Raw genomic sequence first — 21,984 nt, forward strand, 5'->3', positions numbered from 1 at the left:
GGCGGCGCGCCGGAAGGCCGCTCTGCGTGGCAGATTGCGCGAACATCGCTGAGCCGAATGGACGGTAGCCGCTCGAAATCACTTTCTTCGCAGAATCTGGTCCATTGTCTTTCCCCGGGCCAGTTCGTCGATCAGCTTATCCAAGTAACGGATTTCCCGCATCGTTGGCTCCTTGATGTCCTCCACTCGAACGCCACACACCGCGCCTTTGATGAGGGTGCGCGAGGGGTTGATTGCAGGGGCCTCTGCAAAGAAGGTCTCAAAATCCGTCTGTCCTTCCAGTTGGACTTGCAGCTCCTTCGGACCATAGCCCGTCAACCAAGAGATGATCTGATCGACCTCGGCCTTCGAGCGCCCTTTCTTCTCCGCCTTCGCAACATAGAGCGGGTAAACGCTGGCGAAGCTGGTCGTGTAGATCCGGTGCTTTGTCAACAGAGCCCCCTACCCCGCCGCCGCCTTCGCCGGGGCGACACTGATCGCCAGCTTGCCGTAGCGGTCCGTAAAGGCCTCGGTGTCGATCTCCTCCAGCTTGATCTCGCCACTCATCACGCCCTGCTTCCAGGCTGCCTGCGCCGGGTCGTTCTGGAACTCCGGCATCACCTCGCGGCCGAACAGCTCCAGCGATTCGCAGATGTGCTCGTGGCTGTTCTTGCCGGCCTGGTTGAGCAGGATGACCTGGTCGATATGCGAGGACTGGAAGCGCTTCAGCTTCCTGCGGATCGTCTCCGGCGAGCCGATCAGGCCGCCGCGCAGCGCCGCCTCCTGCGCTTCAGGATTGTCGCGCTTCCACTTGTTGTACTCGTCCCACATGTTGACGGTGTAGGGCGCAGGCCGCTGGCGGTTCTGCGAGGCACCGTAGAAGCGCAGCGCGAACTGGAAGAAGGTGGCGCCGTCGGCGCGGGCGCGCGCCTCCTCGTCGGTCTTGGCGCACATGAAGAACGAGACCAGCGCCATGTTCGGGTTGATCTGGTAGTCCGCCAGTTTATGCAGCCGCTTGGTCATCGCGTTGTAATAGGCGTGCACCCAGGCATGCGCGGCGTCGGCGCTGACGAACTGGAAGCCGAGCGCGCCAAAGCCGTGACGGCCGGCACGCTCGATGGTCGGCAGTTGCGAGCAGGCCATCCATAGCGGCGGATGCGGCTTCTGCACCGGCTTGGGCACGACGTTGCGCAGGGGGATATCGAAATACTTGCCGTGATGCTCGCTGCCCGCGTCCTTGAACATCGGGAAGATCGCGGCGACGGCTTCCTCGAACACTTCCTTCTTGGTCTCCATATCGCGGCCGAACGGCGTGAGTTCGGTGATCGAGGCGCTCTCGCCCATGCCGAACTCGCAGCGGCCGTTGCTGAGCAGATCCAGCACCGCAACGCGCTCGGCAACGCGCGCCGGATGATTGGTGGTGAGCTGCAGGATGCCGTGCCCGAGGCGGATGTTCCTGGTGCGCTGGCTTGCTGCGGCGAGGAAGGATTCCGGTGACGGCGAGTGCGAATATTCCTCGAGGAAGTGATGCTCGACCACCCAGGCGTGGTCGTAGCCGAGCTTGTCGGCAAGCTCCATCTGCGTCAGCGCGTTCTGGTACAGGGCGAGCTCGTCGCCAGCCACCCAGGGCCGCGGCAGTTGCAGCTCGTAGAAGATGCCGAACTTCATGGCGTCGTTCTCCCGCGATTATTGTTGTTAATGGCATCTTAATGAGCGGGGTCGCGCTGTCCATGGCTGCTCGCCATCACGGGCTCGAATCAGCCATGCGAAATGCGACGACTTAGTTGATGCAAGGCGCATTGATCCATGTCAGAATCGGCGGTCTCCGGCGATATAGTTTGACAAGTTCACGGAGCGACGGCCGTAAGCCGTCAAGATCTTAGGCACTGCAAGAGAGAGACCGGATATGCCGGCCCCCGGCGACGACACGACTGGGCGCTTGCGCCAACGGCGCATGGAGATCTTCGCGTTCCTGTTCCTGACGGCGGTCGTGATGCCCGTCCTCGCGGTCGGGACCGTCGGCAGCTACGGGCTGGCCGTGTGGATCTACCAGATGTTCGCGGGCCCGCCCGGCCCGCCTCCGACCCCGCATTGATATCCAGAAAGGCAGGCATATGGCCCAAGCCAAACTCAACCGTCGCGCGCTGATCACGGGACAGGTGCTCGGCGCCGACCGCATCGTGCCCCCGCCCGGGGGCGAGATTGCCAGTATCGTGGTGCAGGCGCGCCCCGAGCATCTCGCCGACGTCGAAGCCGACATCACCGCCCTCGCGGGCTGCGAGATTTACGGCCGCGACGTGCGTGGCAAGCTCGTGGTCGTGGCCGAGGCGCTGGACGCCGGCAGCCTCGGCACCATGCTCAACACCATCCAATCCCTGCGACACGTTTATTCCGCGGCGCTCGTCTTCCACGCCATCGAAACCGCCTAAAGACCGGGAGAGCCATCATGACATCGCCAAAGCTCGACCGCCGCCAGATGCTGAAGCTGGAGGCTGCCGCGATCGCGGCCGCCGCTGCCGGCATGCCGGTCCCGGCGCTCGCCGCCAATCTCGCCGCCGAGCGGGAGGCGAGCGAATTGAAATGGGACAAGGCCGCCTGCCGCTTCTGCGGCACCGGCTGCTCCGTGATGGTCGCCACCAAGGACAACCGCGTGGTCGCGACCCACGGCGACATCAAGGCCGAGGTCAATCGCGGCCTGAACTGCGTCAAAGGCTATTTCCTCTCCAAGATCATGTACGGCCACGACCGCCTGACGCAGCCGATGCTGCGCAAGGCGAACGGCAAATACGACAAGAACGGCGAGTTCACACCCGTGTCCTGGACCGAAGCCTTCGACATCATGGAGGTGAAGTGGAAGGAGGCGATGAAGAAGCGCGGACCGAACGGCGTCGCCATGTTCGGCTCGGGCCAGTGGACGATCTGGGAAGGCTATGCCGCCTCGAAACTGTTCAAGGCCGGCTTCCGCACCAACAACATCGATCCCAACGCGCGGCACTGCATGGCTTCGGCCGTCGCCGGCATGATGCGCACCTTCGGCATCGACGAGCCGGCCGGCTGCTACGACGACATCGAGGCGACCGACGCCTTCGTGCTGTGGGGCTCCAACATGGCGGAGATGCACCCCATCCTGTGGACGCGCCTCGCCGACCGCCGGCTCTCGGCGCCGCATGTCCGCGTCGCCGTGCTCTCGACCTTCGAGCACCGCTCGTTCGACCTCGCCGACATCGGCATGGTGTTCAAGCCGCAAACCGACCTCTACATTCTCAACGCCATCGCCCATCACATCATCAAGACCGGCCGGGTCCACAAGGACTTCGTCGCCGCACACACCATCTTCAGGCGCGGCCAGACCGACATCGGCTACGGCCTGCGGCCCGAGCATCCGCTGCAGAAGAAGGCGACGGGTGCGGCGAAGGCCAATGACTCCACCGACATGAGCTACGACGAATTCGTCAAGTTCGTCTCGGACTACACGCTGGAGAAAGCCGCGGAGATGTCCGGCGTGCCGCTGAACCGCCTCGAGGCGCTGGCCGAGCTCTATGCCGACCCGAAGACCAAGGTGGTCTCGTTCTGGACCATGGGCTTCAACCAGCACACCCGCGGCGTCTGGTGCAACAACCTCGTCTACAACATCCATCTGTTGACCGGAAAGATCTCCTCGCCCGGCAACAGCCCGTTCTCGCTGACCGGGCAGCCCTCCGCCTGCGGCACCGCGCGCGAGGTCGGCACCTTCTCGCACCGCCTCCCCGCCGACATGGTGGTGACCAACAAGCAGCACCGCGACCACGCCGAGCATCTCTGGCTGCTGCCCGAGGGCACCATTCCCGACAAGCCCGGCGCACATGCCGTGTTGCAGAGCCGGATGCTGAAGGACGGCCTCATCAACGCCTATTGGGTGCAGGTCAACAACAATCTCCAGGCCGGCCCCAACACCAACGAGGAGACCTATCCGGGCTTCCGCAATCCCGACAATTTCATCGTGGTCTCGGACGCCTATCCGTCGGTGACGGCCCTGGCCGCCGACCTGATCCTGCCGACCGCGATGTGGGTGGAGAAGGAGGGCGCTTACGGCAACGCCGAGCGGCGCACGCAGTTCTGGCACCAGCTCGTCAACGCGCCCGGCGAGGCGAAGTCCGATCTCTGGCAGCTCATGGAGTTTTCCAAGCGCTTCAAGATCGAGGAGGTCTGGCCCGAGGAGCTGATCGCCAAGAAACCCGAGGTTCGCGGCAAGACCCTGTTCGACGTGCTCTACAAGAACGGCCAGGTCGACAAATTCCCGACCTCCGAGATCGAGGAGGGCTACGCCAACGAGGAATCCAAAGCATTCGGCTTCTACGTGCAGAAGGGACTCTTCGAAGAATACGCCTCGTTCGGCCGCGGCCACGGCCACGACCTCGCGCCGTTCGAGACCTATCACCGCGAGCGCGGCCTGCGCTGGCCTGTCGTCAACGGCCAGGAAACCAAATGGCGTTTCCGCGAGGGCAGCGACCCCTACGTCAAGCAGGGCACCGACGTGCAGTTCTACGGCTATCCGGACGGCAAGGCGCGCATCTTCGCCCTGCCCTACGAGCCGCCGGCGGAATCGCCCGACGGCGAATATCCGTTCTGGCTCTCGACCGGCCGCGTGCTGGAGCACTGGCATTCCGGCACCATGACGCGCCGGGTGCCCGAGCTCTACAAGGCCTTCCCCGAGGCCGTGTGCTTCATGCACCCGGACGATGCGCAGGAGGCCAAGCTCCGTCGCGGCGACGAAGTGAAGGTGGTCTCGCGGCGCGGCTTCATCCGCGCCCGTGTCGAGACACGCGGCCGCGACCGGCCGCCGCGTGGGCTGGTCTTCGTGCCGTGGTTCGACGAATCCAAGCTGATCAACAAGGTGACGCTGGACGCCACCGATCCGATCTCGCTGCAAACCGACTACAAGAAATGCGCCGTGCGCATCGAGCGGGTGTGAGCCATGATGAAGCGACTTGGCATTGCCGTGCTGGCGCTCGCGATTGCCGCGGGGGCGAGCGCGCTGACCGCGCAGACGCTCAATTCAGGCCTGCGCGGCCCGACCCCGCTTAACGACGAAGGGCCGGCGCCGACGATGCTGCCGAACCGCAACACCTCCGAGAAGGAGACGCGCAACTACCCGGAGCAGCCGCCGGTGATCCCGCATACGATCGACGGCTACCAGATCGACCTCAACGGCAACAAGTGCCTGTCCTGCCATGCCCGCGCGCGCACGGCGGAGTCGCAGGCGCCGATGGTCTCGATCACCCACTTCATGGACCGCGACGGCCAGTTCCTGGCCTCGATCTCGCCGCGTCGCTTCTTCTGCACGGAGTGTCACGTGCCGCAGAACACCGCCAATCCGCCCGTGAGCAACGACTTCGTCGACATCGACACGCTGCTCTCGCGCGCAAGCCCCGGTGGCCGCCGATGAGCGCGACCACGGAGGAGTCCAAGCCCAGGCGCGGCTTCATCGCGCGAACCTGGAGCTTTGTGCTCGAGCTCTGGGGCGTGCTGAGGCGCCCGAGCTCTGTGTTCGCGCTCGGCACGCTCGTGCTCGCGGGCTTCGTGGCGGGCGTCATCTTCTGGGGCGGCTTCAACACCGCGCTGGAACTGACCAACACCGAAAAGTTCTGCACCGGCTGTCACGAAATGAAGGACAACGTCTATGCGGAGCTGAAGTCCACCATCCACTTCTCCAACCGCTCCGGTGTCCGCGCCACCTGTCCCGACTGCCACGTGCCGCACAACTGGACCGACAAGATCGCGCGCAAGATGCAGGCGTCCAAGGAAGTCTGGGGCAAGATCTTCGGCACGATCGACACCCGCGAGAAATTCATGGATCACCGGCTCGAGCTGGCCGCGCATGAATGGGCGCGCTTCAAGGCCAACGATTCACTGGAATGCCGCAACTGCCACAGCGCGGATTCCATGGACATCACGAAGCAGTCGCCGCGGGCCTCGGTTGCGCATCAGCGCTACCTGTTCAGCGGCGAGAAGACCTGCATCGATTGCCACAAGGGCATCGCGCACAAGCTGCCCGACATGCGCGGCGTTCCCGGCTGGCAATAGCGCTTCTGCCCCCGCTTGAACCAGCGGGAGCAATGGCGCCCGCCGGTCCGGTGGGACGAGCCGGGATGCGGCCTCAGGCCACGTGCAGCTGCTCGCTGCCGGCCTTCGCGCGACCAGTCTTGGGCTGACCGAGCAGAGCCGCAAGAGCCGGGATCGCCTCCTGGCTCGGCTCCGGCGTTGCCGCGACCGTCCTGAAATACTCGCCGCAGAAATCGGTCCAGGCTTGCTGATTGCCGCTGGGAACGCCGATCACGAGGCTCTTGCCGGACTCGATGCAATGGGCAATCAGGTCGCGCAGCCCTCCGCCATCCGCCTCGGCCTTGCCGAACTTGTTGAGAAACACGATCTCGGCGTCGGCGAGCTGAGCCTCGACCAGTTGCGCCGCTTCGAGCAGGCGCGGCGTGGACAGACGGCAGGAGGTCGCTCCCGCGCCGAGATCCTCGGAGATCGACATCGCCCGGCCGGTGGCGAGCTCGTGCAGAACCATGTCGCAGCGAGTGCGACCCGGCTGGGGCACGTCGTCCTGGATCAGGCCGGCCAGGCTCTTGCCCGAGCCGCGAAGCTCGGTGACGAGACCGGCGAACCACCGGTTCACGGCCGGGCCCGAATCATAGACCAGGGCAACGCTGACGGCGGCGGAAGGCCGGGGCGCGCTATCGGCCGTATCGCGGGATTGCTGAAGCATGTCCATCACCTCGCCGCCTTCGCCTTGGCGACGTCGGCATCCTGCAGGAAGTCGATCATGCGCTGCACGGGGCCGACCTCGTCGATATGCTCGAGCATATCGCGATATCCCTCCTGCGCCTTGGGCGGCAGCTTGTGCGCGATGCCCTGGTGGCAATCGATGCAAGTCTTGCCCTGCGCGAACGCGGTCTGGTGCAGCTTGGAGGCGCGCGGCTCCTGCACCGCATACTCCATGTGGTCGAACTTGTGGCAGTTGCGGCACTCACGCGAATCCGTCGTCTTCATGCCGCGCCACACGCTCTTGGCAAGGTCGATGCGGTGGGCGTTGAACTTCTCGGGCGTGCCGATGGTGCCGAGGATCTTGTGCAGCACCTCGTTCGAGGCCTGGATCTTGCGGACGACCTTGTGGCTCCATTCCTTCGGCACGTGGCAATCCGGACAGCTGGCGCGCACGCCGGTGCGGTTCGAATAGTGAACCGTGTTGCGGTATTCGAGATAGACGTTTTCCTTCATCTCGTGACAGGAGATGCAGAACTGCTCGTTGTTCGTCATCTCCATCGCCCAGTTGAAGCCGCCCCAGAACAGGACGCCGCCGGCGAATGCGACGATGGCGATCAGTCCCCAGGCGTAGCGCGCGGTCGGCGAGAAGAACCATCGCCACAGCCGTTTCAGGCGACCCGGCTGCGCTGCTGCGACGGCGGCAGAAGTGCTGGTGTCCTGCATGTCAGCCTCACTTCGCCTGCGTCGCGTTCTGGAAGATGTTGCCGACCAGCGGCTTCGCGTCGGCCTGCGGCACGTGGCATTGCTGGCAGAAGTAACGCGTGCCGGCGACCTTATCGAGCCGCACGCCCTGGCGGTCGACGTAATGCGTCTCCGAGATCTTCGGCGCGTTGACGCGCGTATTGCCGGGCCAGTCGTGGCAGCCCATGCACGCGTTGTTCTCCGTCGTGATCTGGTAGCCGTCGATCTTGTGGGGGATCAGCGGCGGCTGCTGGCGATAGGCGCGCTCGAAGCCGCTCGCCGGCACCGACTGCTTGGTCACGTCGGGCGGCGCCGACATCTCGGTCAGCGGGGCCTCGCGCAGCGCCTTGGGCTGCTTGGCCTCCTGCGCAAGCGGGCCCGACGCCGCGAACGGAATTGCAACTGCGACGGCGACGGCCGCCGCCGCGATCAACGGAATCAGTCGAACAAACGTCATGGGAGGTCCCTTTCAAGGACGGCCGGCTGGGAAGAGACGACGCGCGCCGCTGGCGATGGCGCGGTCATGGAGGGGTCCGGACGCGCCGCATTGCGGCCGCGCAGACCGAGATGAAAGACCTGCTTGGAGCAGACGTCGATGCAGGCTCCGCAGAGCGTGCAATCGCCCGCGATAATGACCGGCGTGGCGCCGCTGCGCTCGCCCCTGAGCGCGGGGCCGATGACATGCGGCTCCGGACAGACGGCGAAGCAATCCATGCAGTCGTTGCAGGCGGCACGGTTGTCGGCGGTGACGCGCATCAGCGCGACCTTGCCGATCTGGCCGTAGAACGCCCCGACCGGACAGAGATGACCGCACCAGCCGTGCCTGGCGACGAGGAGATCGAACACGAAGATCGCCGCGGTGCCGCCGGCGCCGAACCAGAGACCGAACACCAGCGCGCGATGCAGCGCCGTCACCGGGTTGATCAGCTCCCAGGCGATCGACCCTGATAGTGCGGAGGCCGCGAGCACCGCGCCGACGAAATAGAGCCTGAGCTCCGGGCGGATCTTGGCCGTGAAGGTGATGCCGAGCCGCCGCCGCAGCCAGGCAGCAAGATCGGTCGCCGGATTGACCGGGCAGACCCAGGAGCAATAGGTCCGGCCGCCGAACAGCAGATAGGCGGCGAGCACGATCGCGGCGCCGATCACCGAGAGGGCCTCCGGCCAGTGGCGCGCCGCGAGCGATTGCAGCAAGACGAAGGGATCGGTCAGCGGCAGCGTGCCGAGCGTCATCGACGAGGCCAGCGTGCCCTTGGCGATCCAGACGCCCAGAAGCGGCCCCGACAGGAACAGCGCGAGGAAGAACAGCTGGCTCGCCCGCCGCAGCACCAGAAACCGCGAGGCGGCCCAAAGTCCCTTGACCGCGCGCGCTTCGACATAAGGCCTGGCATTCGCCGTCATGGCGTGCCTCCCTCGGGTCTGCGCACCGGCAGCTTGAGCGGCGCGTCGACCAGGGCTCCGCCGGCCCTGGACTTCTCTTCCCAGCCGCGCTTGTAGTGCTCGTCCTGCTTCAGCGCGGCGACCTCGATCGGCAGCACCTTGATGGCGGCATCGGTCAGCACGCAGGACTTCTCGCACTTGCCGCAGCCGGTGCAGGACTCGGCGTGAACGACCGGCTCGAAGATCGCGTGCTTGGTCGTGCGCGCGTTGTGCGAGACCTCGAGCGTGATCGCCTTGTCGATGGCCGGACAGACCCGATAGCAGACGTCGCAGCGCAAGCCCTGCAGATTGAGGCAGGTCTCGCGGCTGGTGATCACCGCGACGCCCATCTTGGCCTTCGCGATGTCGGTCAGCGCATGCTCGAGCGCGCCGGTCGGGCAGGCCTTGACGCAGGGAATGGTGTCGCACATCTCGCAAGGCACGTTGCGGGCGACGTAGAACGGCGTTCCCATCGCGGGCCCGTCGGCCCAGTCCGCGAGCTTCAGGGTGTCGTAAGGACAGTCGCGAACGCACAGGCCGCAACGGACGCAGGCCGCCAGAAAATCCTTCTCGGGAAGCGCACCCGGCGGCCGCAGCGTCTGCGCGGGCTTGGCCCGCGAGGACACGCCGAATGCCGTCAGCATCGTTGCGGCGACGGCTGCGCCGCCGCCGAAACGCGTCATATCCTGCAGCGCCTTGCGGCGGCGCGGATCGCGCGGGATGCCTGAGCTGGAATCCGACATGGCTCGTCCATCGAGGGTTCAGGCCGACGTCACGCGGCAGGCGCACTTCTTGAAGTCGGTCTCCTTCGAGATCGGACAGGTCGCATCGAGCGTGAGCTGGTTGGCGAGCTGGCTTTCGTCGAAGAACGGGAAGTAGACGAGGCCCCGCGGCGGCTTGTTGCGGCCCTTGGTCTCGACCCGCGTGACCACCTCGCCGCGCCGCGTCTGGATCTTCACCGGCTGTCCGCGCAACAGCTTGCGCTCGGCCGCGTCGTCCGGATGCATGAACAGCGTCGCGGCCGGCACGGCACGGTGCAGCTCGGGGACGCGGCGCGTCATCGAGCCGGAATGCCAGTGCTCCAGCACGCGGCCGGTGCACAGCCACAGATCGAACTCCTTGTCGGGCGTTTCGGCCGCCGGCTCGAACGGACAGAAGATGATGCGCGCCTTCTTGTCCGGCTTGCCGTAGAACGACACGCCCTCGCCCGGCTTGACGTAGGGATCGTAGCCCTCGCGGAAGCGCCAGAGCGTCTCCTTGTTGCTGACGACCGGCCAGCGCAGGCCGCGCGCCTGGTGATACTGCTCGAAATCCGCCAGATCGTGGCCGTGACCGCGGCCGAACTTGGCGTATTCCTCGAACAGGCCCTTCTGCACGTAGAAGCCGAATGCGGCACTCTCCGAATTGTCAAAACCCTTCTGGCACTCGGTGATCGGGAACTTGTTCACCTCGCTGTTGGCGTAGAGCACGTCGAACAGCGTCTTGCCGCGCACCTCCGGCTTCTTGGCGATCAGCTCCTCCGGCCACACGTCCTCGATCTTGAAGTACTTGGAGAACTCCATCACCTGCCAGAGATCGGAGCGCGCCTCGCCCGGCGCCTTCACCTGCTGGCGCCAGAACTGGGTGCGCCGCTCGGCATTGCCATAGGCGCCCTCCTTCTCCATCCACATCGCCGTCGGCAGGATGAGGTCCGCAGCCAGCGTGGTCACGGTCGGATAGGGATCGGAGACGACGACGAAGGCAGCCGGATTGCGATAACCGGGATAGCCCTCCTCATTCATGTTCGGGGCCGTCTGCATGTTGTTGTTGCACTGGACCCAATAGGCGTTGAGCTTGCCGTCCTTCAGCATCCGGTTCTGCAGCACGGCATGGTAGCCGATGTTGCCCGGGATGGTGCCCTCGGGCAGCTGCCACACCTTCTCGGCCGTCTCGCGGTGCTTCGGGTTGGTGACGACCAGATCGGCCGGCAGGCGATGGGCAAAGGTGCCGACCTCGCGCGCGGTGCCGCAGGCCGAGGGCTGGCCGGTCAGCGAGAACGGGCCGTTGCCGGGCTCCGAGATCTTACCCATCAAGAGGTGCACGTTGTAGATCATGTTGTTGACCCACGTGCCGCGTGCATGCTGGTTGAAGCCCATCGTCCAGTAGGAGACGACCTTCTTCTTGGGATCGGCATAGAGCTTTGCGAGCCGCTCGAGATTCTCCTTCGGCACGCCCGACATCTTGTGAGCATAGTCGAGCGTATAGGGCTCGAGCAGCCTCTTGTACTCGTCGAATCCGATCTTGTCCTTGAACCCGGCCGGATCGAGCGCGCCGTCCTTGCCGGCCTTGTGCGAGGCGTTGAGCGCCTTGATCTCGAGGGCGTGCGTCGGCCGCAATCCGTAGCCGATGTCGGTCACGGTCGATGCGAACTCGACGTGCTTCTCGACGAAGTCCTTGTTCGTCGCACCGGAGTTGACGATGTAGTTCTGGATGTAGTTGAGGATCGCCATGTCGCTCTGCGGGGTGAACACCAGCGGATTGTCGGCGAGCTCGAACGAGCGGTGCTCGAAGGTGGAGAGCACGTGGACTTCGCAGCCCTCATGGGTCAGACGGCGGTCGGTCAGGCGCGACCACAGGATCGGATGCATCTCCGCCATGTTCGAGCCCCACAGCACGAACGCATCGGCATGCTCGATGTCGTCGTAACAGCCCATCGGCTCGTCGATGCCGAAGGTGCGCATGAAGCCGGTGACGGCCGAGGCCATGCAGTGGCGCGCATTCGGATCGAGGTTGTTGGAGCGGAAGCCGGCCTTGTAGAGCTTGGCGGCGGCGTAGCCTTCCCAGATGGTCCACTGGCCCGAGCCGAACATGCCGACGGTCGAGGGACCACCGGCCTTCAACGCGGTCTTCCATTTCTCGGCCATGAGCTTGAAGGCGTCGTCCCACGAGATCGGCGCGAACTCGCCGTTCTTGTCGAACTTGCCGTTCTTCATGCGCAGCATCGGCTGGGTCAGCCGGTCCTCGCCGTACATGATCTTGGACAGGAAGTAGCCCTTGATGCAGTTGAGGCCGCGATTGACCGGCGCATCGGGATCTCCTTGCGTCGCCACGACCTTGCCGTTCTTGGTGCCGACGATCACGCCGCAGCCGGTGCCGCAGAAGCGGCATACGCCCTTGTCCCAGCGGATGCCGTCGGTCTTCCCCGGCTGCGCGATCGCCGCATCCGGCAGCGTCACACCGATGGTCGAGGCGGCAGCAACCGCTGCGGCTGCCTTCAACGCATCGCGGCGGGTCGCCGTGGCTTCATTTCCGTTCGTCAACTTCGTAACCATCGTCGGTCTCTCCGGCTCAACGAATCTCAAATTGCGGAAGGGCGCGCGTGCGCGCCGGAATTCTGGCAGAGGCCGCCGCAGCAGGCGGCCGGCTCGGTCTCGATCGCGCTCTCGTCGTCGGGCGCATCGAAGGCGTGAAAGATCAGCGAGGCACTGACGACGCCGGGCAGGCGATGCATCGCGGCGATCTGGTCGATCGCCAGCGAGGCCGGCGTATCGACGACGGTCAGCGCGAGCCGGTTCTCGCCGGATGCGGCCTCGAGCTCGACGCCGGGCAACGCCAGGATCCGGTCCGTCAGACCGTCCGCGGCATCCGGTGCGAGATAGACGGCAACGCCGCAGATATTGGTGGCCTCAGCCATTGTGCACGACCAGGTTTGCAAGTTCGGATACCAGCGCGATCCGGTCCCGCGGCGCGAGCGCGATGGCTTCGACCGGGCAGACCGGGATGCAGTCGCCGCAGCCGGTGCAGGCCGCGGCATCGATGACGGCGCCGAGCTTCTCGCGCGCGAGAATGCGGATGGCGGAATGCTCACAGGCTTCGACGCAGCGACGGCAGACCACGCCGTGTCTTTCGACGCAGGCGCTCGCGCTGGAGACGGTCGCCACCTGTTCGGGGCACGACTCGTTCACGCGCGGCGCAAGCGCGTCGCGGCCGGATGCGAAAGGCAGAACGGCAGAGAATAGTGAGCGTCGCGACATTGGTCTCGGCATATCCGAATCCTCACGGGCAGACCCGTGTTGAGGAATTTTCCAGGAGAATGCGCCCCATCGGGCACATCTCGGTCGACGCCGTTGTCACCGCTGCGGACCATAGGTTCGCGCTGTCCATGTTGCATTGCGCTAGATCAACCGGCGTCGCGAACGCGCGCAAGCAACGATTAACCTGCGGGTCGTTTGCCGCACGAAATTGCGCAAACCGGGCAAGGCGTTTACTTCGCCTTCACCTGCGACGTGACGAGGCGGATTTACGGCCGCGAGGCGGGCCAGCGGAAGCTGACGACGGCCCGCTGACGCCTCGATCTTCGCTGCTGCATCCGGCTTGAAAGCGGGGGTCGAATGATTAACTTGGGGCGTAGCGAATCGCCGCCTTTTCGCCCTTCCTCAAGACAGATATGGCCAGTTTCACACCGCATCAGGATGCCGCTCTCAAGGCCGTCGGCGACTGGCTGAAGGCCAAGCCGGGCCGCAATGGCACGCCGCCGATCTTCCGTCTGTTCGGCTTTGCCGGCACCGGCAAGACCACGCTGGCGCGGCACATCGCCGACGGCGTCGACGGCGAGGTGAAGTTCGCCGCCTTCACCGGCAAGGCCGCCCTCGTCATGCGCAACAAGGGGTGCGACGATGCCTCCACCATCCACTCCCTGATCTACCGCGCCCGCGAATCCGGCGAGGAGCAGCCGAGCTTCGAATTGTGGGACGACGCGCCGGCCTCGAAGGCGAAGCTGATCGTGATCGACGAATGCTCGATGGTCGACGCCGAATTGGGCCGCGACCTGATGTCGTTCGACTGCCCGCTGCTGGTGCTGGGTGATCCCGCGCAGCTGCCGCCGATCCAGGGCGGCGGCTTCTTCACCAACACCGAACCGGACGCGATGCTGACCGAGGTGCACCGCCAGGCGCAGGACGATCCGATCGTGCGGATGTCGATGGACGTGCGCGAGGGACGCGAGCTCGACATCGGCCGCTACGGCGAGAGCGAGGTGGTGTCGCGCAAGGAGCTCGATCCTGACAGGGTCATGGGCGCCGACCAGGTGCTGGTCGGCCGCAACAACACCAGGCGCGCCTACAACATGCGGGTGCGCCAGCGCCAGAACATCGAGGACGTCTTCCCGGTCGCCGGCGACAAGCTGGTATGCCTGCGCAACAACCGCAAGAAGGGCCTGTTCAACGGCGGGCTATGGCGCGTGAAGTCGCGCAACACCTCGCGCGCGAAATCGCGCATCCTCAGCATGCGGCTGTCGCCGGACGAGGATTTCGGCCACAAGGTGACCAAGGTCTCGGTGCGCGCCGATTGCTTCGAGGGCGGCGTCGAGCAGATCGCCTGGGAGCAGCGCAAGCCCTATGACGAGTTCGACTACGGCTACGTGCTGACCGTGCACAAGTCGCAGGGCTCGCAATGGGACGACGTCGTGCTGTTCGACGAGAGCTTTGCGTTCCAGGACTCAAGGGCGCGGTGGCTGTACACAGGCATCACGCGGGCGGCGAAAAGGTTGAGTATCGTGGTTTAGGTGCCGAGGCCCGAGCCTCGACCTCCGCTGTCGTCCCGGACAAGCGTAGCGAAGCGGAGCGCCGATCCGGGACCCATACCCACAGGAAGATGATTGACGAAGACTCGGAGTGGGAGTTTTGCCTCACGCTCCTGCCTGGGGTTATGGGTCCCCGCGATCGCGGGGACGACAGCGGTTATGAGGTGGCGTTGCCGCGCCTCACGCTCAGTTATTTCCCCGCGACAAAATAAAAATCTTCGCGTCCCGGCGGCGAGCCGTAGGTGAACGGCTGCTGCTCGTGCCTGGTGGCGGCCCAGACGTCGTCGCGGATGATGTCGAACAGTTTTCGGATCTCGATGCGCGGCTGCTTGATCTCGCGGGCCAGCGCGGTGGCGAACGGGCTGTTGGCACTGCCGTCGCCGTCCATCGCGGTCTCGCCGTGCTTGGCGGCATAAACCACCATGAAGCCGGCGCCGGGCTCGATGTTGGAGAAGCCCTTGTCGACCAGCTTCAGCGACAGCGTGCGCTGCATGCTCGGCGCGAACGGATTGTCGCGGCAGGCATCCAGGACCACGAGACGCATTTTTCGCGCGGCACCGACCGCGGCGATCACCTGCTCGAGGGCGACCGCCTGGGTCTCGGCGTCCTTGTCGGCGGCGAGCTTGGCGTCGACGGGAACGAGATAGTTCACCCCGCCGATCTCGAAGCCGTGGCCGGCGTAATAGACCACGGCCCAGTCGGCCTTCTCCGCTTCCTCCGCGAAGGCCTTCAACGCGTCGAAGAACTTGTCGCGGGTGAGGTCATTGACGGAAATCACGCTCTGGAAGCCGACGTCGCGCAGCACGCTCGCGATCAGTTTGGAATCGCGCGGCGGATTGGGCAAGGCGTGGACGTTCTTGTAGGCGCCGTTGCCGATCACCAGCGCCACGCGGCGCCCGGTTGCCCCGGCCGGCGCCTGCGGCGTCAGCGCGGCGAGCCGCTCCTGCGCGACGGCACGGGCGCGGGCGACGTCGGGCTCGTCGAACTTCGTCAACGAATAGGCGGCCGCGCGGAAATCGGCGCGCGCCTGCGCGAGATCCTTCTTCCGCTCATAGATCTGGCCGCGACCGGAATGCGCGCGGATGTTGTTCGGATTGATCTGGATCGCCGTGTTGTAGTCCTTCAGCGCGGCGTCGAGGTCGCCCTTCATCATGCTGACGTCGGCGCGGTTGTTGATCGCGAACACGTTTTTCGGCTGCCGCTCGATCAGGCCGTTGCAGTCGGCAAGGGCCTGCGCGTACCTGCCCATCATGCCGTACGTGATGCAGCGGTTGCTGGCGATCTGCGGCGCGGCCGGGTCGATCTTCTCGGCCTCCGCGAAATCCGCGATCGCGCCGTCGAAATCCTTCATCAGCGTCCGCGCTCGGGCGCGATTGGTCCAGCCGAGCAGGAATTTGGGCGTGTATTTGATCGACAGGCTGAAATCGTCGATCGCGCTTTGCAACGCGCCGCGGCGCGCATAGATGACGCCCCGATTGTTGTAGGGGACACCGTAGGTGGGGCGCTTCTGGAGGGCGAGGTTGTAGTCCGCCATGGCGAGATCGTCCTGGCCCTTGCGCTCATAGGCGAGGCCGCGCAGGTTGAGGGCAATGACATAATCCGGATCGAGATCGACCGCGATGGACAGGGTCTCGATCGCGTGGTCGTAATCGCGCTTGCTGATCAGCGTGTTGCCGCGCACGGAGAGCGCGATGGCCTTGTCCTTGCCGCTGAGCTTGTCGGCCTTCAGCAGATTGTCGCAGGCGCTCGCGCGGGCCTGGGCCTCCGCCTGGCGGTCACGGCAGAGGGTGAGATCGTCGGCCTGCGGGTCGGCCGCCGCGCTGAACAGGCCGGCCGTCAGGATGACGAGGGTCAGGGAAACGACGCGCAGCATGGGTCAGGCCTGCTCCAGCCAGATTCTTCTTGAGTCGATCATCGATCGCACCGGTTCATCTAGCGCGGAGTTCCCGGTCTCGCCAAGCCGCCGGCGCCCGGCTATCCCGCGCGGCTCATTTCACAGACTCGTGTCCGTCCCGTCGTAACAATCGGCGGCCGCGTCCGTACCTCGGATGGTGCGAAAACGCAGCCGGGCAACTGTTCGTCCGGCCCCGACCGCCCTAGACTGTCAGACCTTCCGAAAGAGGATCCGCCATGCGCCGACCTGCCCTCGCCTCCCTGCTCGCCGCAACCACCGCCCTCTCGCTTGCCTTTGCGCTGGCCTTTGCCGCGCCGTCCCGGGCCGCGGAGGATGCGGTCGTGATCCCCGCCCCAGCCATGGATGCGGCACCCGCGAGCGGGATCCAGACCGCCGTGATCGCCGGCGGCTGCTTCTGGGGCGTGCAGGGCGTCTTCCAGCACACCGCGGGCGTCGTCAACGCGGTCTCCGGCTATGCCGGCGGCACCAAGGCGACCGCCGACTACCAGACGGTCTCGAGCGGCCGGACCGGCCATGCCGAGGCGGTCGAGATCAAGTACGACCCGAAGAAGATCTCCTACGGCAAGATCCTCCAGATCTACTTCTCGGTGGCGCACGACCCGACCCAGCTCAACCGCCAGGGCCCCGACGTCGGCACGCAATATCGCTCGGCCGTCTTCACCACCTCCGACGAGCAGAAGAAGGTGGCGGAGGCCTATATCGCCCAGCTCAACGGCGCCAAGGTCTTCAGCAAGCCGATCGTGACCAAGGTCGGCGCGCTGGAGGCGTTCTACCCGGCGGAGGCCTACCACCAGGACTATCTGACGCTGCACCCGAACCAGCCTTACATCGCCTATAACGACCTGCCCAAGGTCGAGAACCTGAAAAAGCTGTTCGCGGATAACTACATTGAAAAGCCGACGCTGGTGAGCGCCAGCAAGGCCACCAACTGATCGCGAGATCACCGAAACAAACGGGAGACCCATGCCCGACACCAAAATGAAAACCACTGATAACAAGGTCATCAAGAGCGAAGAGCAGTGGCGGCGCGAATTGTCGCCGATGCAGTACGCGGTGCTGCGCGAGAAGGCGACCGAGCGTCCCTTCTCCGGCGAGTATGAGCACGACCACCGCGCCGGCACCTACACGTGCGCCGGCTGCGGCAATGTGCTGTTCGAGTCCGACGCCAAGTTCGATTCCGGCTGCGGCTGGCCGAGCTTCACCCAGCCCGCCGTCGAGAGCCATATCGACGAGGAGCGGGACGTGAGCCACGGCATGGTCCGCACCGAGGTGCTCTGCTCCAAATGCAGCGGCCATCTCGGCCACGTCTTCCCCGACGGCCCCGGGCCGACCGGCCTGCGCTACTGCATCAACTCGGCCGCGCTGAAGCTGGAGCCGAAATAAGGTTGCGCGCGGCCCGGTTCCTTCGTGGAACCCGGCCGCGCGATGTGCTTTTCTTGTCTGGCGGTGCGGCCGATCATCGCATTTGGCGGCCGCCAGGGAGGATGCCATGTCACTCGGGACCGTCCTGATCATCCTGGTGATCATCTATCTGCTCGGCGGCCTGTCCGGCCGCATCGGCGGTTACGGCTATGGGATGGGCCATTCCGGCATGGGCATCGGCGGCGTCGTGCTGGCGGTGCTGGTCGTCCTGCTGCTTCTTGGCAAATTGTAATCCATATAAGCCATTGTAATAATTTGATTAATTTCATCCGCGGAGCTGCCATGCGCGGATTCATCATCTCCCATCGCGGGGGTCGCATTTTTGTCAAATCGGCCTATATTAGAGGGCGAAATGGCATGTGCGGCGGGCTCGCTCGATGGCGGCCCCTGCCCTCCCAAACCCCACGCGCTTAAAGCCCCAGAGAAGATCACGAGGTCTTTGACCATGCGTCCACTGCGTCCGTTCAACTTCAACACCTCCGCCGAACTCTTCCCCGCCGCGATCCGCAAGAAGAAGCGCGCAGGCTTCACCTATCGCCGGTTCGGCACCGCGGCCGAAGCCGTGCAGTTCGCGATGGAGCAATTGCCGACGGATTCACTGAACGGCGCCTATCTCCAGGTCGAGGAAGCGCGTTTCGACCAAAACGGCATCCGCTCGCTCTATGAGAGCGAAGCCTTCCCGTTGCCCCGCCGTCCCAAGCCGGCGCCGGCCGAGACCGACGCCGCCGACGCGGCCTAAGTTTTCGCAAGCCTCCGATGTGCGCAGAAGCGCGATGGCCGAAAGGCTGTCGCGTTTTTTGCGTTTGGGGGTTCTCCCCGCAGCGGCGCATCATCGACCAGATGGACTCGCGGCAAGCGCTCCCAGCCGCCGCGCTAAATCCGCGGCTGCTTGTCGAGCCAGCGGCGGAGCAGACGCACGTTGCGCATGTTGGCGCGGAACATCACGTCGAAAGCGTCGCCCGCGAACGGGACCATGCCGACCACGCCGTCGAGCGCGACATTGCCGAGCATGCGGGTGGTGATGTACCAGGGCGCGCCCAACGCGCGGGCCTCCCGCACCAGCCACAGCGAGATCGCCGTGGTGATGATGTCGCCGACGACGGGGATCAGACCTATCAGCCCGTCGATGCCGTAGCGGATGTTGGTGCCGGGCAGGATGAAGGCGACGTCGAGCAGCTTTGCGATCGCCTCGATCCGCGCGATCCGCTGCTCGCGCGTCAGATTGCCGAACGGACTCCCGGCGAATGGATTGTCCTTGCCAAGCTCGAAACCGAATTCGCGAAACCCCTGCTGCAGCGTCTCGGAGCGGATTTCCCGGCCGTCCTGGTCGATGATCGGCCCGCGTGTCTCGGTGCCGGAAGAGGTCGCGCGCGAGCTCCCCGAACGGGATCTGCGTGGAGCTAGGATGTCGTCGTCGGACATGGTCATGGCCCTCAGGGAACGCGCGGACGAGGCGGAGGTTGCTGCGCCGCGTCCGAACGTCGCGCGCTCACGTCGGCGCCGCCACCGGGTGCGGCTCCTTGATGTATTTATGCACGAGCCAGGACGAAATCACCGCCGGCACGAACCCGACGAGGCCATACAGGATGAACTGCACCGCACCCGAATCCGGCCCGCGCGAGCTGTAGGTGAGCGAGGCCAGCACGAAGGCGAACAGGCCGACCAGGAGCATCCGCAAGCCCGGGCCGATCCGCCTGACATGGGTCAGGATGTCATCGACTGCGCCGATCATCAGCGAAGGCAGGAAGCCGAACAGATAGCTGTACTGCAGGGTCTTGAAGAACACCGCGAACAGCTTGCCGACCTCGCCGAGACTGGTCTGGGCCCAATAGCCGGACTGATAGGTCGTCGTCAGCAGCAGCAGGAACCCGCCGACGAACGGGCCAACCAGCGCAAACACCAGATAGCGTTTCATCAAACACCTCACGTTTCGCCGGTGTTATAGCAGCGCCGCGGGAACCTTGAATAGCGGGGCGAGCTCTGCCTTTGGAGGAACAAGTGGCAAGGCGACGAGTTCAGACAGGACCTGAATTATCCCTGTCAGATTGGAGCCGCCGATGGCCCGCAGATTTCTCCTGGCGACGATCACGCTGGCAGCCCTGAGTGGCCTGTCGAACGCACCCGCTCTTGCGCAAGGCCACATGGGCTCGCCCCAGGAACAGCAGGCCTGCTCGCGCGACGCCTCGCGCTTCTGCCGCAAGGACCTCGGCAATGACGGCGCCGTGCAGGGCTGCCTGCAAGCCAACCGGGCCAAGCTGTCGCGCTCTTGCAGCAAGGTGTTTCAGAGCCACGGCATGTGAGGACCGCGACCATCCCCAGCGAACGGAGAGTGAAGCCATGTTGCGCGACGAACAGCTCTCGATCCTGCGGGACATCAGCCAGTCCGTTGCCTTCGCCGACGACCGCCACGGCAAGATCGGCGAGCTCATCGCCGACGGCTACGTGATGAAGGACGGCGATTTGTTCGAGCTGACTGCCAAAGGCGTCACCGCCGTCGAGGAACACGCCGCCGCGCTCGGCGCGAGCGATGTGGAACAAGCGAGCGCCTCCTTCGATCGGATGATCTGATCGCGCGCGCACGCTTTGTGCGTGACGTCCACGCAACAGCTGCAAATTCCTTTGCACCTGCCATTGCAGCCGCGTGACAATGGCGCATACTTCGCTCGGGCGGCGCAGCACTTTTCGATTCGAACATCAAGAAATCGAGCGACCACATGCGGGACCAAAGTTCCCGGCGTGAAGGCTGTGACATGCGGCAGATCAAGCCGTGTGCGGCGCCCCAAAAACCAAGTGGCTCAAGCTCACGGAACTCGGGGACGCATTCTGCATGACACGCTATCAGACGATCGCTTCGCTGCTTAAGACCACCGCTTCGCTGTTGGCCGTAGCAACCACGGCCATCGCACTCCAGACCTCACCCGGCCTCGCCTTCTCGTCCGAAGCGCAGCAGATGTGCACGGGCGATGCGATGCGGCTGTGCTCAAGTGAGATCCCCGACATTCCCAGGGTCAGGGCCTGCATGGTGCGGAACAAGGCCCAGGTCAGCCCCGGCTGCCGCGCCGTGATGGACCGCGAAGCCGCGGCATCAGCATCCCGCAAGCGGGAAGCGGCGGCGCAATAGTAATCCATGAAGAATGTCATTCCGGGGCGGTGCGCAGCACCGAGCCCGGAATGACAGCAATGCCTCAGTCGCCCCACTGTGCGAAGGCGTCGTTGAAGGCGCGTTCGCCGGGGGCGCCCTTCTCGATGGCGATGATGGCGCGGCGCTGATTGGCATAGACCAGCGGCACGTCGAACCACGAGCGCTCCTTCAGGAGCTGGACGTTGCGGGAGCGGTCGGCGTCGACATTGGACAGGCCGACCAGGAAGAAGCCGTCGGTGACCTTGACCGCGAGGCCGGCGAGCGGCGTGCCGCGCGCCTGCTCGTTCGACTTCATCAGAATGCCCGGCACGTTGGAGACACTGCCGCCGGGAAAATCCGGCGGCAGGATGAAGGTCAGCTCCGCCGTGTGGCTCGCCGGCAGCGAGGAATCGGTGTTGCGGCGGAACGACATCGTCATCTTGAACTTGCGGTCGGGGATCTCGATGTCGGCACGCACGGCGACGTCGGCCTTCTGGTTGCCCGACGCCTTGATCGGCTCGAGCCGCCACACCACCGAGCCGACATATTGCTTGCCCTTCGGATCGGACGGATCCTCGTCATAGAGCACGACCTTCTGCGCCACCGGCGCGACCGGCTGGTCGCTGGCCGAGGGCTGGCCGACGCGATCAGGAATCTTGGGCTTGCTCTGCGGCTGGGACGGATCCTTCGGCGCCTCCACCACCTGGGTCGGCGAGGACTTGAGCAGGTTGGTCGCGATCTGGACCAGCTGCTTGCCCCAGAGGATGCCGGCGCCGACCAGGATCAGCACGATGCCGACGGCGATCGCACTCTTGAACGGGAAGGCGGAGCGCGTGCGGGCGCGCTTCTTGGCGTCGCGCTCGGGCACGATGCGCGGACGCGGCGACGGCGGCTGCGGCGCATAGCGCTCGGCCTCCTCGACCGACTCGTCGTAGGAATAGGGCGCGTCCTGCTCGCCGGCGCGGTTTTCCAGGCTCGGCTCGAGCCGGTCGAATTCCGGCGAGGGCGAGGGCACGTTGGCGTAGGTGCGGCGCGCGGCGCGGCTGGCCTGGGCGGCAGCGCCGCCGAGATCGTTGGCGTCCG

The 21,984-nt window shown here is 65.2% G+C and carries 26 protein-coding genes and 1 pseudogene; 13 read left to right on the forward strand and 14 right to left on the reverse strand.

Going from position 1 to position 21,984, the window contains the following annotated elements:
- Positions 1–78: 78 nt before the first annotated feature.
- Together XI04_RS10605 and XI04_RS10610 are read right to left on the reverse strand one after the other, a co-directional pair.
- Positions 79–432 carry a DUF2200 domain-containing protein gene (locus tag XI04_RS10605; protein ID WP_271596069.1) on the reverse strand — a complete coding sequence of 118 codons (354 nt, stop codon included), beginning with the start codon at positions 430–432 and terminating at the stop codon, positions 79–81.
- Positions 433–441: 9 nt separating this feature from the next.
- A complete protein-coding gene (locus XI04_RS10610) occupies positions 442–1,647 on the reverse strand; it encodes an LLM class flavin-dependent oxidoreductase (RefSeq protein WP_028140224.1) in 1,206 nt (401 codons plus the stop codon).
- 238 nt (positions 1,648–1,885) lie between these two features.
- Between XI04_RS10610 and napE the strand changes: the two genes are divergently transcribed.
- Genes napE through XI04_RS10635 form a run of 5 tightly spaced genes read left to right on the forward strand, consistent with a single transcriptional unit; the run spans position 1,886 to position 6,042 of the window.
- Positions 1,886–2,074, forward strand: coding sequence for a periplasmic nitrate reductase, NapE protein (napE, locus tag XI04_RS10615; RefSeq protein WP_028140225.1), 189 nt, complete (start codon positions 1,886–1,888; stop codon positions 2,072–2,074).
- A 19-nt stretch (positions 2,075–2,093) separates the two neighbouring features.
- Entirely contained in the window at positions 2,094–2,408 is a 315-nt protein-coding gene (locus XI04_RS10620) for a chaperone NapD (protein ID WP_028140226.1), read from the forward strand.
- A 17-nt stretch (positions 2,409–2,425) separates the two neighbouring features.
- A complete protein-coding gene (napA, locus tag XI04_RS10625) occupies positions 2,426–4,930 on the forward strand; it encodes a nitrate reductase catalytic subunit NapA (protein ID WP_028140227.1) in 2,505 nt (834 codons plus the stop codon).
- Positions 4,931–4,933: 3 nt separating this feature from the next.
- On the forward strand, positions 4,934–5,404 hold the full coding sequence (locus tag XI04_RS10630; RefSeq protein WP_028140228.1) for a nitrate reductase cytochrome c-type subunit: 471 nt from the start codon (positions 4,934–4,936) through the stop codon (positions 5,402–5,404).
- Positions 5,401–6,042, forward strand: a complete 642-nt coding sequence (locus tag XI04_RS10635) for a NapC/NirT family cytochrome c (protein WP_028140229.1) — start codon at positions 5,401–5,403, stop codon at positions 6,040–6,042. The genes XI04_RS10630 and XI04_RS10635 overlap by 4 nt, the downstream gene beginning before the upstream one ends.
- Positions 6,043–6,115: 73 nt before the next feature.
- Here XI04_RS10635 and XI04_RS10640 read toward each other — a convergent pair whose 3' ends face one another.
- The 8 genes from XI04_RS10640 to XI04_RS10675 are packed head-to-tail and all read right to left on the reverse strand — an operon-like array spanning position 6,116 to position 12,896.
- The gene (locus XI04_RS10640; RefSeq protein WP_271623655.1) at positions 6,116–6,727 is read right to left on the reverse strand and encodes a DUF2478 domain-containing protein; all 612 of its coding nucleotides are present in this window, start codon (positions 6,725–6,727) and stop codon (positions 6,116–6,118) included.
- Between the two features lie 5 nt (positions 6,728–6,732).
- The gene (locus tag XI04_RS10645; RefSeq protein ID WP_063615300.1) at positions 6,733–7,449 is read right to left on the reverse strand and encodes a NapC/NirT family cytochrome c; all 717 of its coding nucleotides are present in this window, start codon (positions 7,447–7,449) and stop codon (positions 6,733–6,735) included.
- A gap of 7 nt (positions 7,450–7,456) precedes the next feature.
- Positions 7,457–7,924: a nitrate reductase cytochrome c-type subunit gene (locus tag XI04_RS10650; RefSeq protein WP_038948471.1), complete on the reverse strand. Its 468-nt coding sequence runs from the start codon at positions 7,922–7,924 to the stop codon at positions 7,457–7,459.
- Positions 7,921–8,865 (reverse strand): quinol dehydrogenase ferredoxin subunit NapH, encoded by a 945-nt coding sequence (gene napH, locus XI04_RS10655; protein WP_049801836.1) that lies wholly within the window; start codon positions 8,863–8,865, stop codon positions 7,921–7,923. Before napH ends, XI04_RS10650 begins: the two co-directional genes overlap by 4 nt.
- A complete protein-coding gene (gene napG, locus XI04_RS10660; protein WP_049801837.1) occupies positions 8,862–9,626 on the reverse strand; it encodes a ferredoxin-type protein NapG in 765 nt (254 codons plus the stop codon). Before napG ends, napH begins: the two co-directional genes overlap by 4 nt.
- Positions 9,627–9,644: 18 nt before the next feature.
- Positions 9,645–12,194 carry a nitrate reductase catalytic subunit NapA gene (napA, locus tag XI04_RS10665; protein ID WP_038948467.1) on the reverse strand — a complete coding sequence of 850 codons (2,550 nt, stop codon included), beginning with the start codon at positions 12,192–12,194 and terminating at the stop codon, positions 9,645–9,647.
- Between the two features lie 26 nt (positions 12,195–12,220).
- On the reverse strand, positions 12,221–12,556 hold the full coding sequence (locus tag XI04_RS10670) for a chaperone NapD (protein ID WP_049801838.1): 336 nt from the start codon (positions 12,554–12,556) through the stop codon (positions 12,221–12,223).
- A complete protein-coding gene (locus XI04_RS10675) occupies positions 12,549–12,896 on the reverse strand; it encodes a 4Fe-4S dicluster domain-containing protein (RefSeq protein ID WP_049801839.1) in 348 nt (115 codons plus the stop codon). Before XI04_RS10675 ends, XI04_RS10670 begins: the two co-directional genes overlap by 8 nt.
- Before the next feature lie 413 nt (positions 12,897–13,309).
- Between XI04_RS10675 and XI04_RS10680 the strand changes: the two genes are divergently transcribed.
- Complete coding sequence (locus XI04_RS10680) at positions 13,310–14,425, forward strand: ATP-dependent DNA helicase (protein ID WP_028140233.1); 1,116 nt, start codon at positions 13,310–13,312, stop codon at positions 14,423–14,425.
- Between the two features lie 208 nt (positions 14,426–14,633).
- On the opposite strand, the gene XI04_RS10685 is transcribed toward XI04_RS10680, so the two are convergent.
- Positions 14,634–16,316: a tetratricopeptide repeat protein gene (locus XI04_RS10685; RefSeq protein ID WP_028140234.1), complete on the reverse strand. Its 1,683-nt coding sequence runs from the start codon at positions 16,314–16,316 to the stop codon at positions 14,634–14,636.
- 257 nt (positions 16,317–16,573) lie between these two features.
- Here XI04_RS10685 and msrA point away from each other — a divergent pair, with 257 nt between their 5' ends.
- From msrA to XI04_RS10705, 4 genes are all read left to right on the forward strand, one after another.
- Positions 16,574–17,290 carry a peptide-methionine (S)-S-oxide reductase MsrA gene (gene msrA, locus XI04_RS10690; RefSeq protein WP_028140235.1) on the forward strand — a complete coding sequence of 239 codons (717 nt, stop codon included), beginning with the start codon at positions 16,574–16,576 and terminating at the stop codon, positions 17,288–17,290.
- A gap of 31 nt (positions 17,291–17,321) precedes the next feature.
- Positions 17,322–17,741, forward strand: coding sequence for a peptide-methionine (R)-S-oxide reductase MsrB (gene msrB, locus XI04_RS10695; RefSeq protein ID WP_028140236.1), 420 nt, complete (start codon positions 17,322–17,324; stop codon positions 17,739–17,741).
- Between the two features lie 106 nt (positions 17,742–17,847).
- Entirely contained in the window at positions 17,848–18,012 is a 165-nt protein-coding gene (locus XI04_RS10700) for a DUF3309 family protein (RefSeq protein ID WP_080670079.1), read from the forward strand.
- 213 nt (positions 18,013–18,225) lie between these two features.
- A complete protein-coding gene (locus XI04_RS10705; RefSeq protein ID WP_018318374.1) occupies positions 18,226–18,519 on the forward strand; it encodes a hypothetical protein in 294 nt (97 codons plus the stop codon).
- A gap of 134 nt (positions 18,520–18,653) precedes the next feature.
- Here the strand turns inward: XI04_RS10705 and XI04_RS10710 are convergent, their stop codons facing one another.
- Both XI04_RS10710 and XI04_RS10715 read right to left on the reverse strand, forming a co-directional pair.
- The gene (locus XI04_RS10710) at positions 18,654–19,208 is read right to left on the reverse strand and encodes a DUF4112 domain-containing protein (protein WP_028140237.1); all 555 of its coding nucleotides are present in this window, start codon (positions 19,206–19,208) and stop codon (positions 18,654–18,656) included.
- 61 nt (positions 19,209–19,269) lie between these two features.
- Complete coding sequence (locus tag XI04_RS10715; protein ID WP_028140238.1) at positions 19,270–19,695, reverse strand: DUF5413 family protein; 426 nt, start codon at positions 19,693–19,695, stop codon at positions 19,270–19,272.
- A gap of 142 nt (positions 19,696–19,837) precedes the next feature.
- Between XI04_RS10715 and XI04_RS10720 the strand changes: the two genes are divergently transcribed.
- The 3 genes from XI04_RS10720 (at position 19,838) to XI04_RS10730 (ending at position 20,901) form a co-directional block, all read left to right on the forward strand.
- Entirely contained in the window at positions 19,838–20,080 is a 243-nt protein-coding gene (locus XI04_RS10720) for a hypothetical protein (RefSeq protein ID WP_028140239.1), read from the forward strand.
- A gap of 37 nt (positions 20,081–20,117) precedes the next feature.
- A complete protein-coding gene (locus tag XI04_RS10725; RefSeq protein WP_026202008.1) occupies positions 20,118–20,348 on the forward strand; it encodes a hypothetical protein in 231 nt (76 codons plus the stop codon).
- Positions 20,349–20,607: 259 nt separating this feature from the next.
- On the forward strand, positions 20,608–20,901 hold the full coding sequence (locus XI04_RS10730; protein WP_162832256.1) for a hypothetical protein: 294 nt from the start codon (positions 20,608–20,610) through the stop codon (positions 20,899–20,901).
- A gap of 64 nt (positions 20,902–20,965) precedes the next feature.
- Here XI04_RS10730 and XI04_RS10735 read toward each other — a convergent pair.
- A pseudogene (locus XI04_RS10735) lies at positions 20,966–21,984 on the reverse strand (hypothetical protein); the annotation flags it as partial.

It is taken from the genome of Bradyrhizobium sp. CCBAU 11430 (genome assembly GCF_028128855.1).
Classification (GTDB): Bacteria; Pseudomonadota; Alphaproteobacteria; order Rhizobiales; family Xanthobacteraceae; genus Bradyrhizobium; species Bradyrhizobium ottawaense.

Excerpts from the sequence above, each read along its gene's own strand:
- XI04_RS10635 (WP_028140229.1), top strand. The coding sequence starts at position 5,401 with ATGAGCGCGACCACGGAGGAGTCCAAGCCCAGGCGCGGCTTCATCGCG.
- XI04_RS10720 (WP_028140239.1), top strand. The coding sequence starts at position 19,838 with ATGGCCCGCAGATTTCTCCTGGCGACGATCACGCTGGCAGCCCTGAGT.
- napE (WP_028140225.1), top strand. The coding sequence starts at position 1,886 with ATGCCGGCCCCCGGCGACGACACGACTGGGCGCTTGCGCCAACGGCGC.
- XI04_RS10640 (WP_271623655.1), bottom strand. The coding sequence starts at position 6,727 with ATGCTTCAGCAATCCCGCGATACGGCCGATAGCGCGCCCCGGCCTTCC.
- XI04_RS10685 (WP_028140234.1), bottom strand. The coding sequence starts at position 16,316 with ATGCTGCGCGTCGTTTCCCTGACCCTCGTCATCCTGACGGCCGGCCTG.
- XI04_RS10700 (WP_080670079.1), top strand. The coding sequence starts at position 17,848 with ATGTCACTCGGGACCGTCCTGATCATCCTGGTGATCATCTATCTGCTC.
- XI04_RS10650 (WP_038948471.1), bottom strand. The coding sequence starts at position 7,924 with ATGACGTTTGTTCGACTGATTCCGTTGATCGCGGCGGCGGCCGTCGCC.
- XI04_RS10670 (WP_049801838.1), bottom strand. The coding sequence starts at position 12,556 with ATGGCTGAGGCCACCAATATCTGCGGCGTTGCCGTCTATCTCGCACCG.
- XI04_RS10645 (WP_063615300.1), bottom strand. The coding sequence starts at position 7,449 with ATGCAGGACACCAGCACTTCTGCCGCCGTCGCAGCAGCGCAGCCGGGT.
- msrA (WP_028140235.1), top strand. The coding sequence starts at position 16,574 with ATGCGCCGACCTGCCCTCGCCTCCCTGCTCGCCGCAACCACCGCCCTC.
- napH (WP_049801836.1), bottom strand. The coding sequence starts at position 8,865 with ATGACGGCGAATGCCAGGCCTTATGTCGAAGCGCGCGCGGTCAAGGGA.
- XI04_RS10630 (WP_028140228.1), top strand. The coding sequence starts at position 4,934 with ATGATGAAGCGACTTGGCATTGCCGTGCTGGCGCTCGCGATTGCCGCG.
- XI04_RS10675 (WP_049801839.1), bottom strand. The coding sequence starts at position 12,896 with ATGTCGCGACGCTCACTATTCTCTGCCGTTCTGCCTTTCGCATCCGGC.
- XI04_RS10680 (WP_028140233.1), top strand. The coding sequence starts at position 13,310 with ATGGCCAGTTTCACACCGCATCAGGATGCCGCTCTCAAGGCCGTCGGC.
- XI04_RS10610 (WP_028140224.1), bottom strand. The coding sequence starts at position 1,647 with ATGAAGTTCGGCATCTTCTACGAGCTGCAACTGCCGCGGCCCTGGGTG.
- napA (WP_038948467.1), bottom strand. The coding sequence starts at position 12,194 with ATGGTTACGAAGTTGACGAACGGAAATGAAGCCACGGCGACCCGCCGC.
- XI04_RS10710 (WP_028140237.1), bottom strand. The coding sequence starts at position 19,208 with ATGACCATGTCCGACGACGACATCCTAGCTCCACGCAGATCCCGTTCG.
- napG (WP_049801837.1), bottom strand. The coding sequence starts at position 9,626 with ATGTCGGATTCCAGCTCAGGCATCCCGCGCGATCCGCGCCGCCGCAAG.
- XI04_RS10705 (WP_018318374.1), top strand. The coding sequence starts at position 18,226 with ATGCGTCCACTGCGTCCGTTCAACTTCAACACCTCCGCCGAACTCTTC.
- XI04_RS10730 (WP_162832256.1), top strand. The coding sequence starts at position 20,608 with ATGACACGCTATCAGACGATCGCTTCGCTGCTTAAGACCACCGCTTCG.
- XI04_RS10725 (WP_026202008.1), top strand. The coding sequence starts at position 20,118 with ATGTTGCGCGACGAACAGCTCTCGATCCTGCGGGACATCAGCCAGTCC.
- napA (WP_028140227.1), top strand. The coding sequence starts at position 2,426 with ATGACATCGCCAAAGCTCGACCGCCGCCAGATGCTGAAGCTGGAGGCT.
- XI04_RS10715 (WP_028140238.1), bottom strand. The coding sequence starts at position 19,695 with ATGAAACGCTATCTGGTGTTTGCGCTGGTTGGCCCGTTCGTCGGCGGG.
- XI04_RS10620 (WP_028140226.1), top strand. The coding sequence starts at position 2,094 with ATGGCCCAAGCCAAACTCAACCGTCGCGCGCTGATCACGGGACAGGTG.
- msrB (WP_028140236.1), top strand. The coding sequence starts at position 17,322 with ATGCCCGACACCAAAATGAAAACCACTGATAACAAGGTCATCAAGAGC.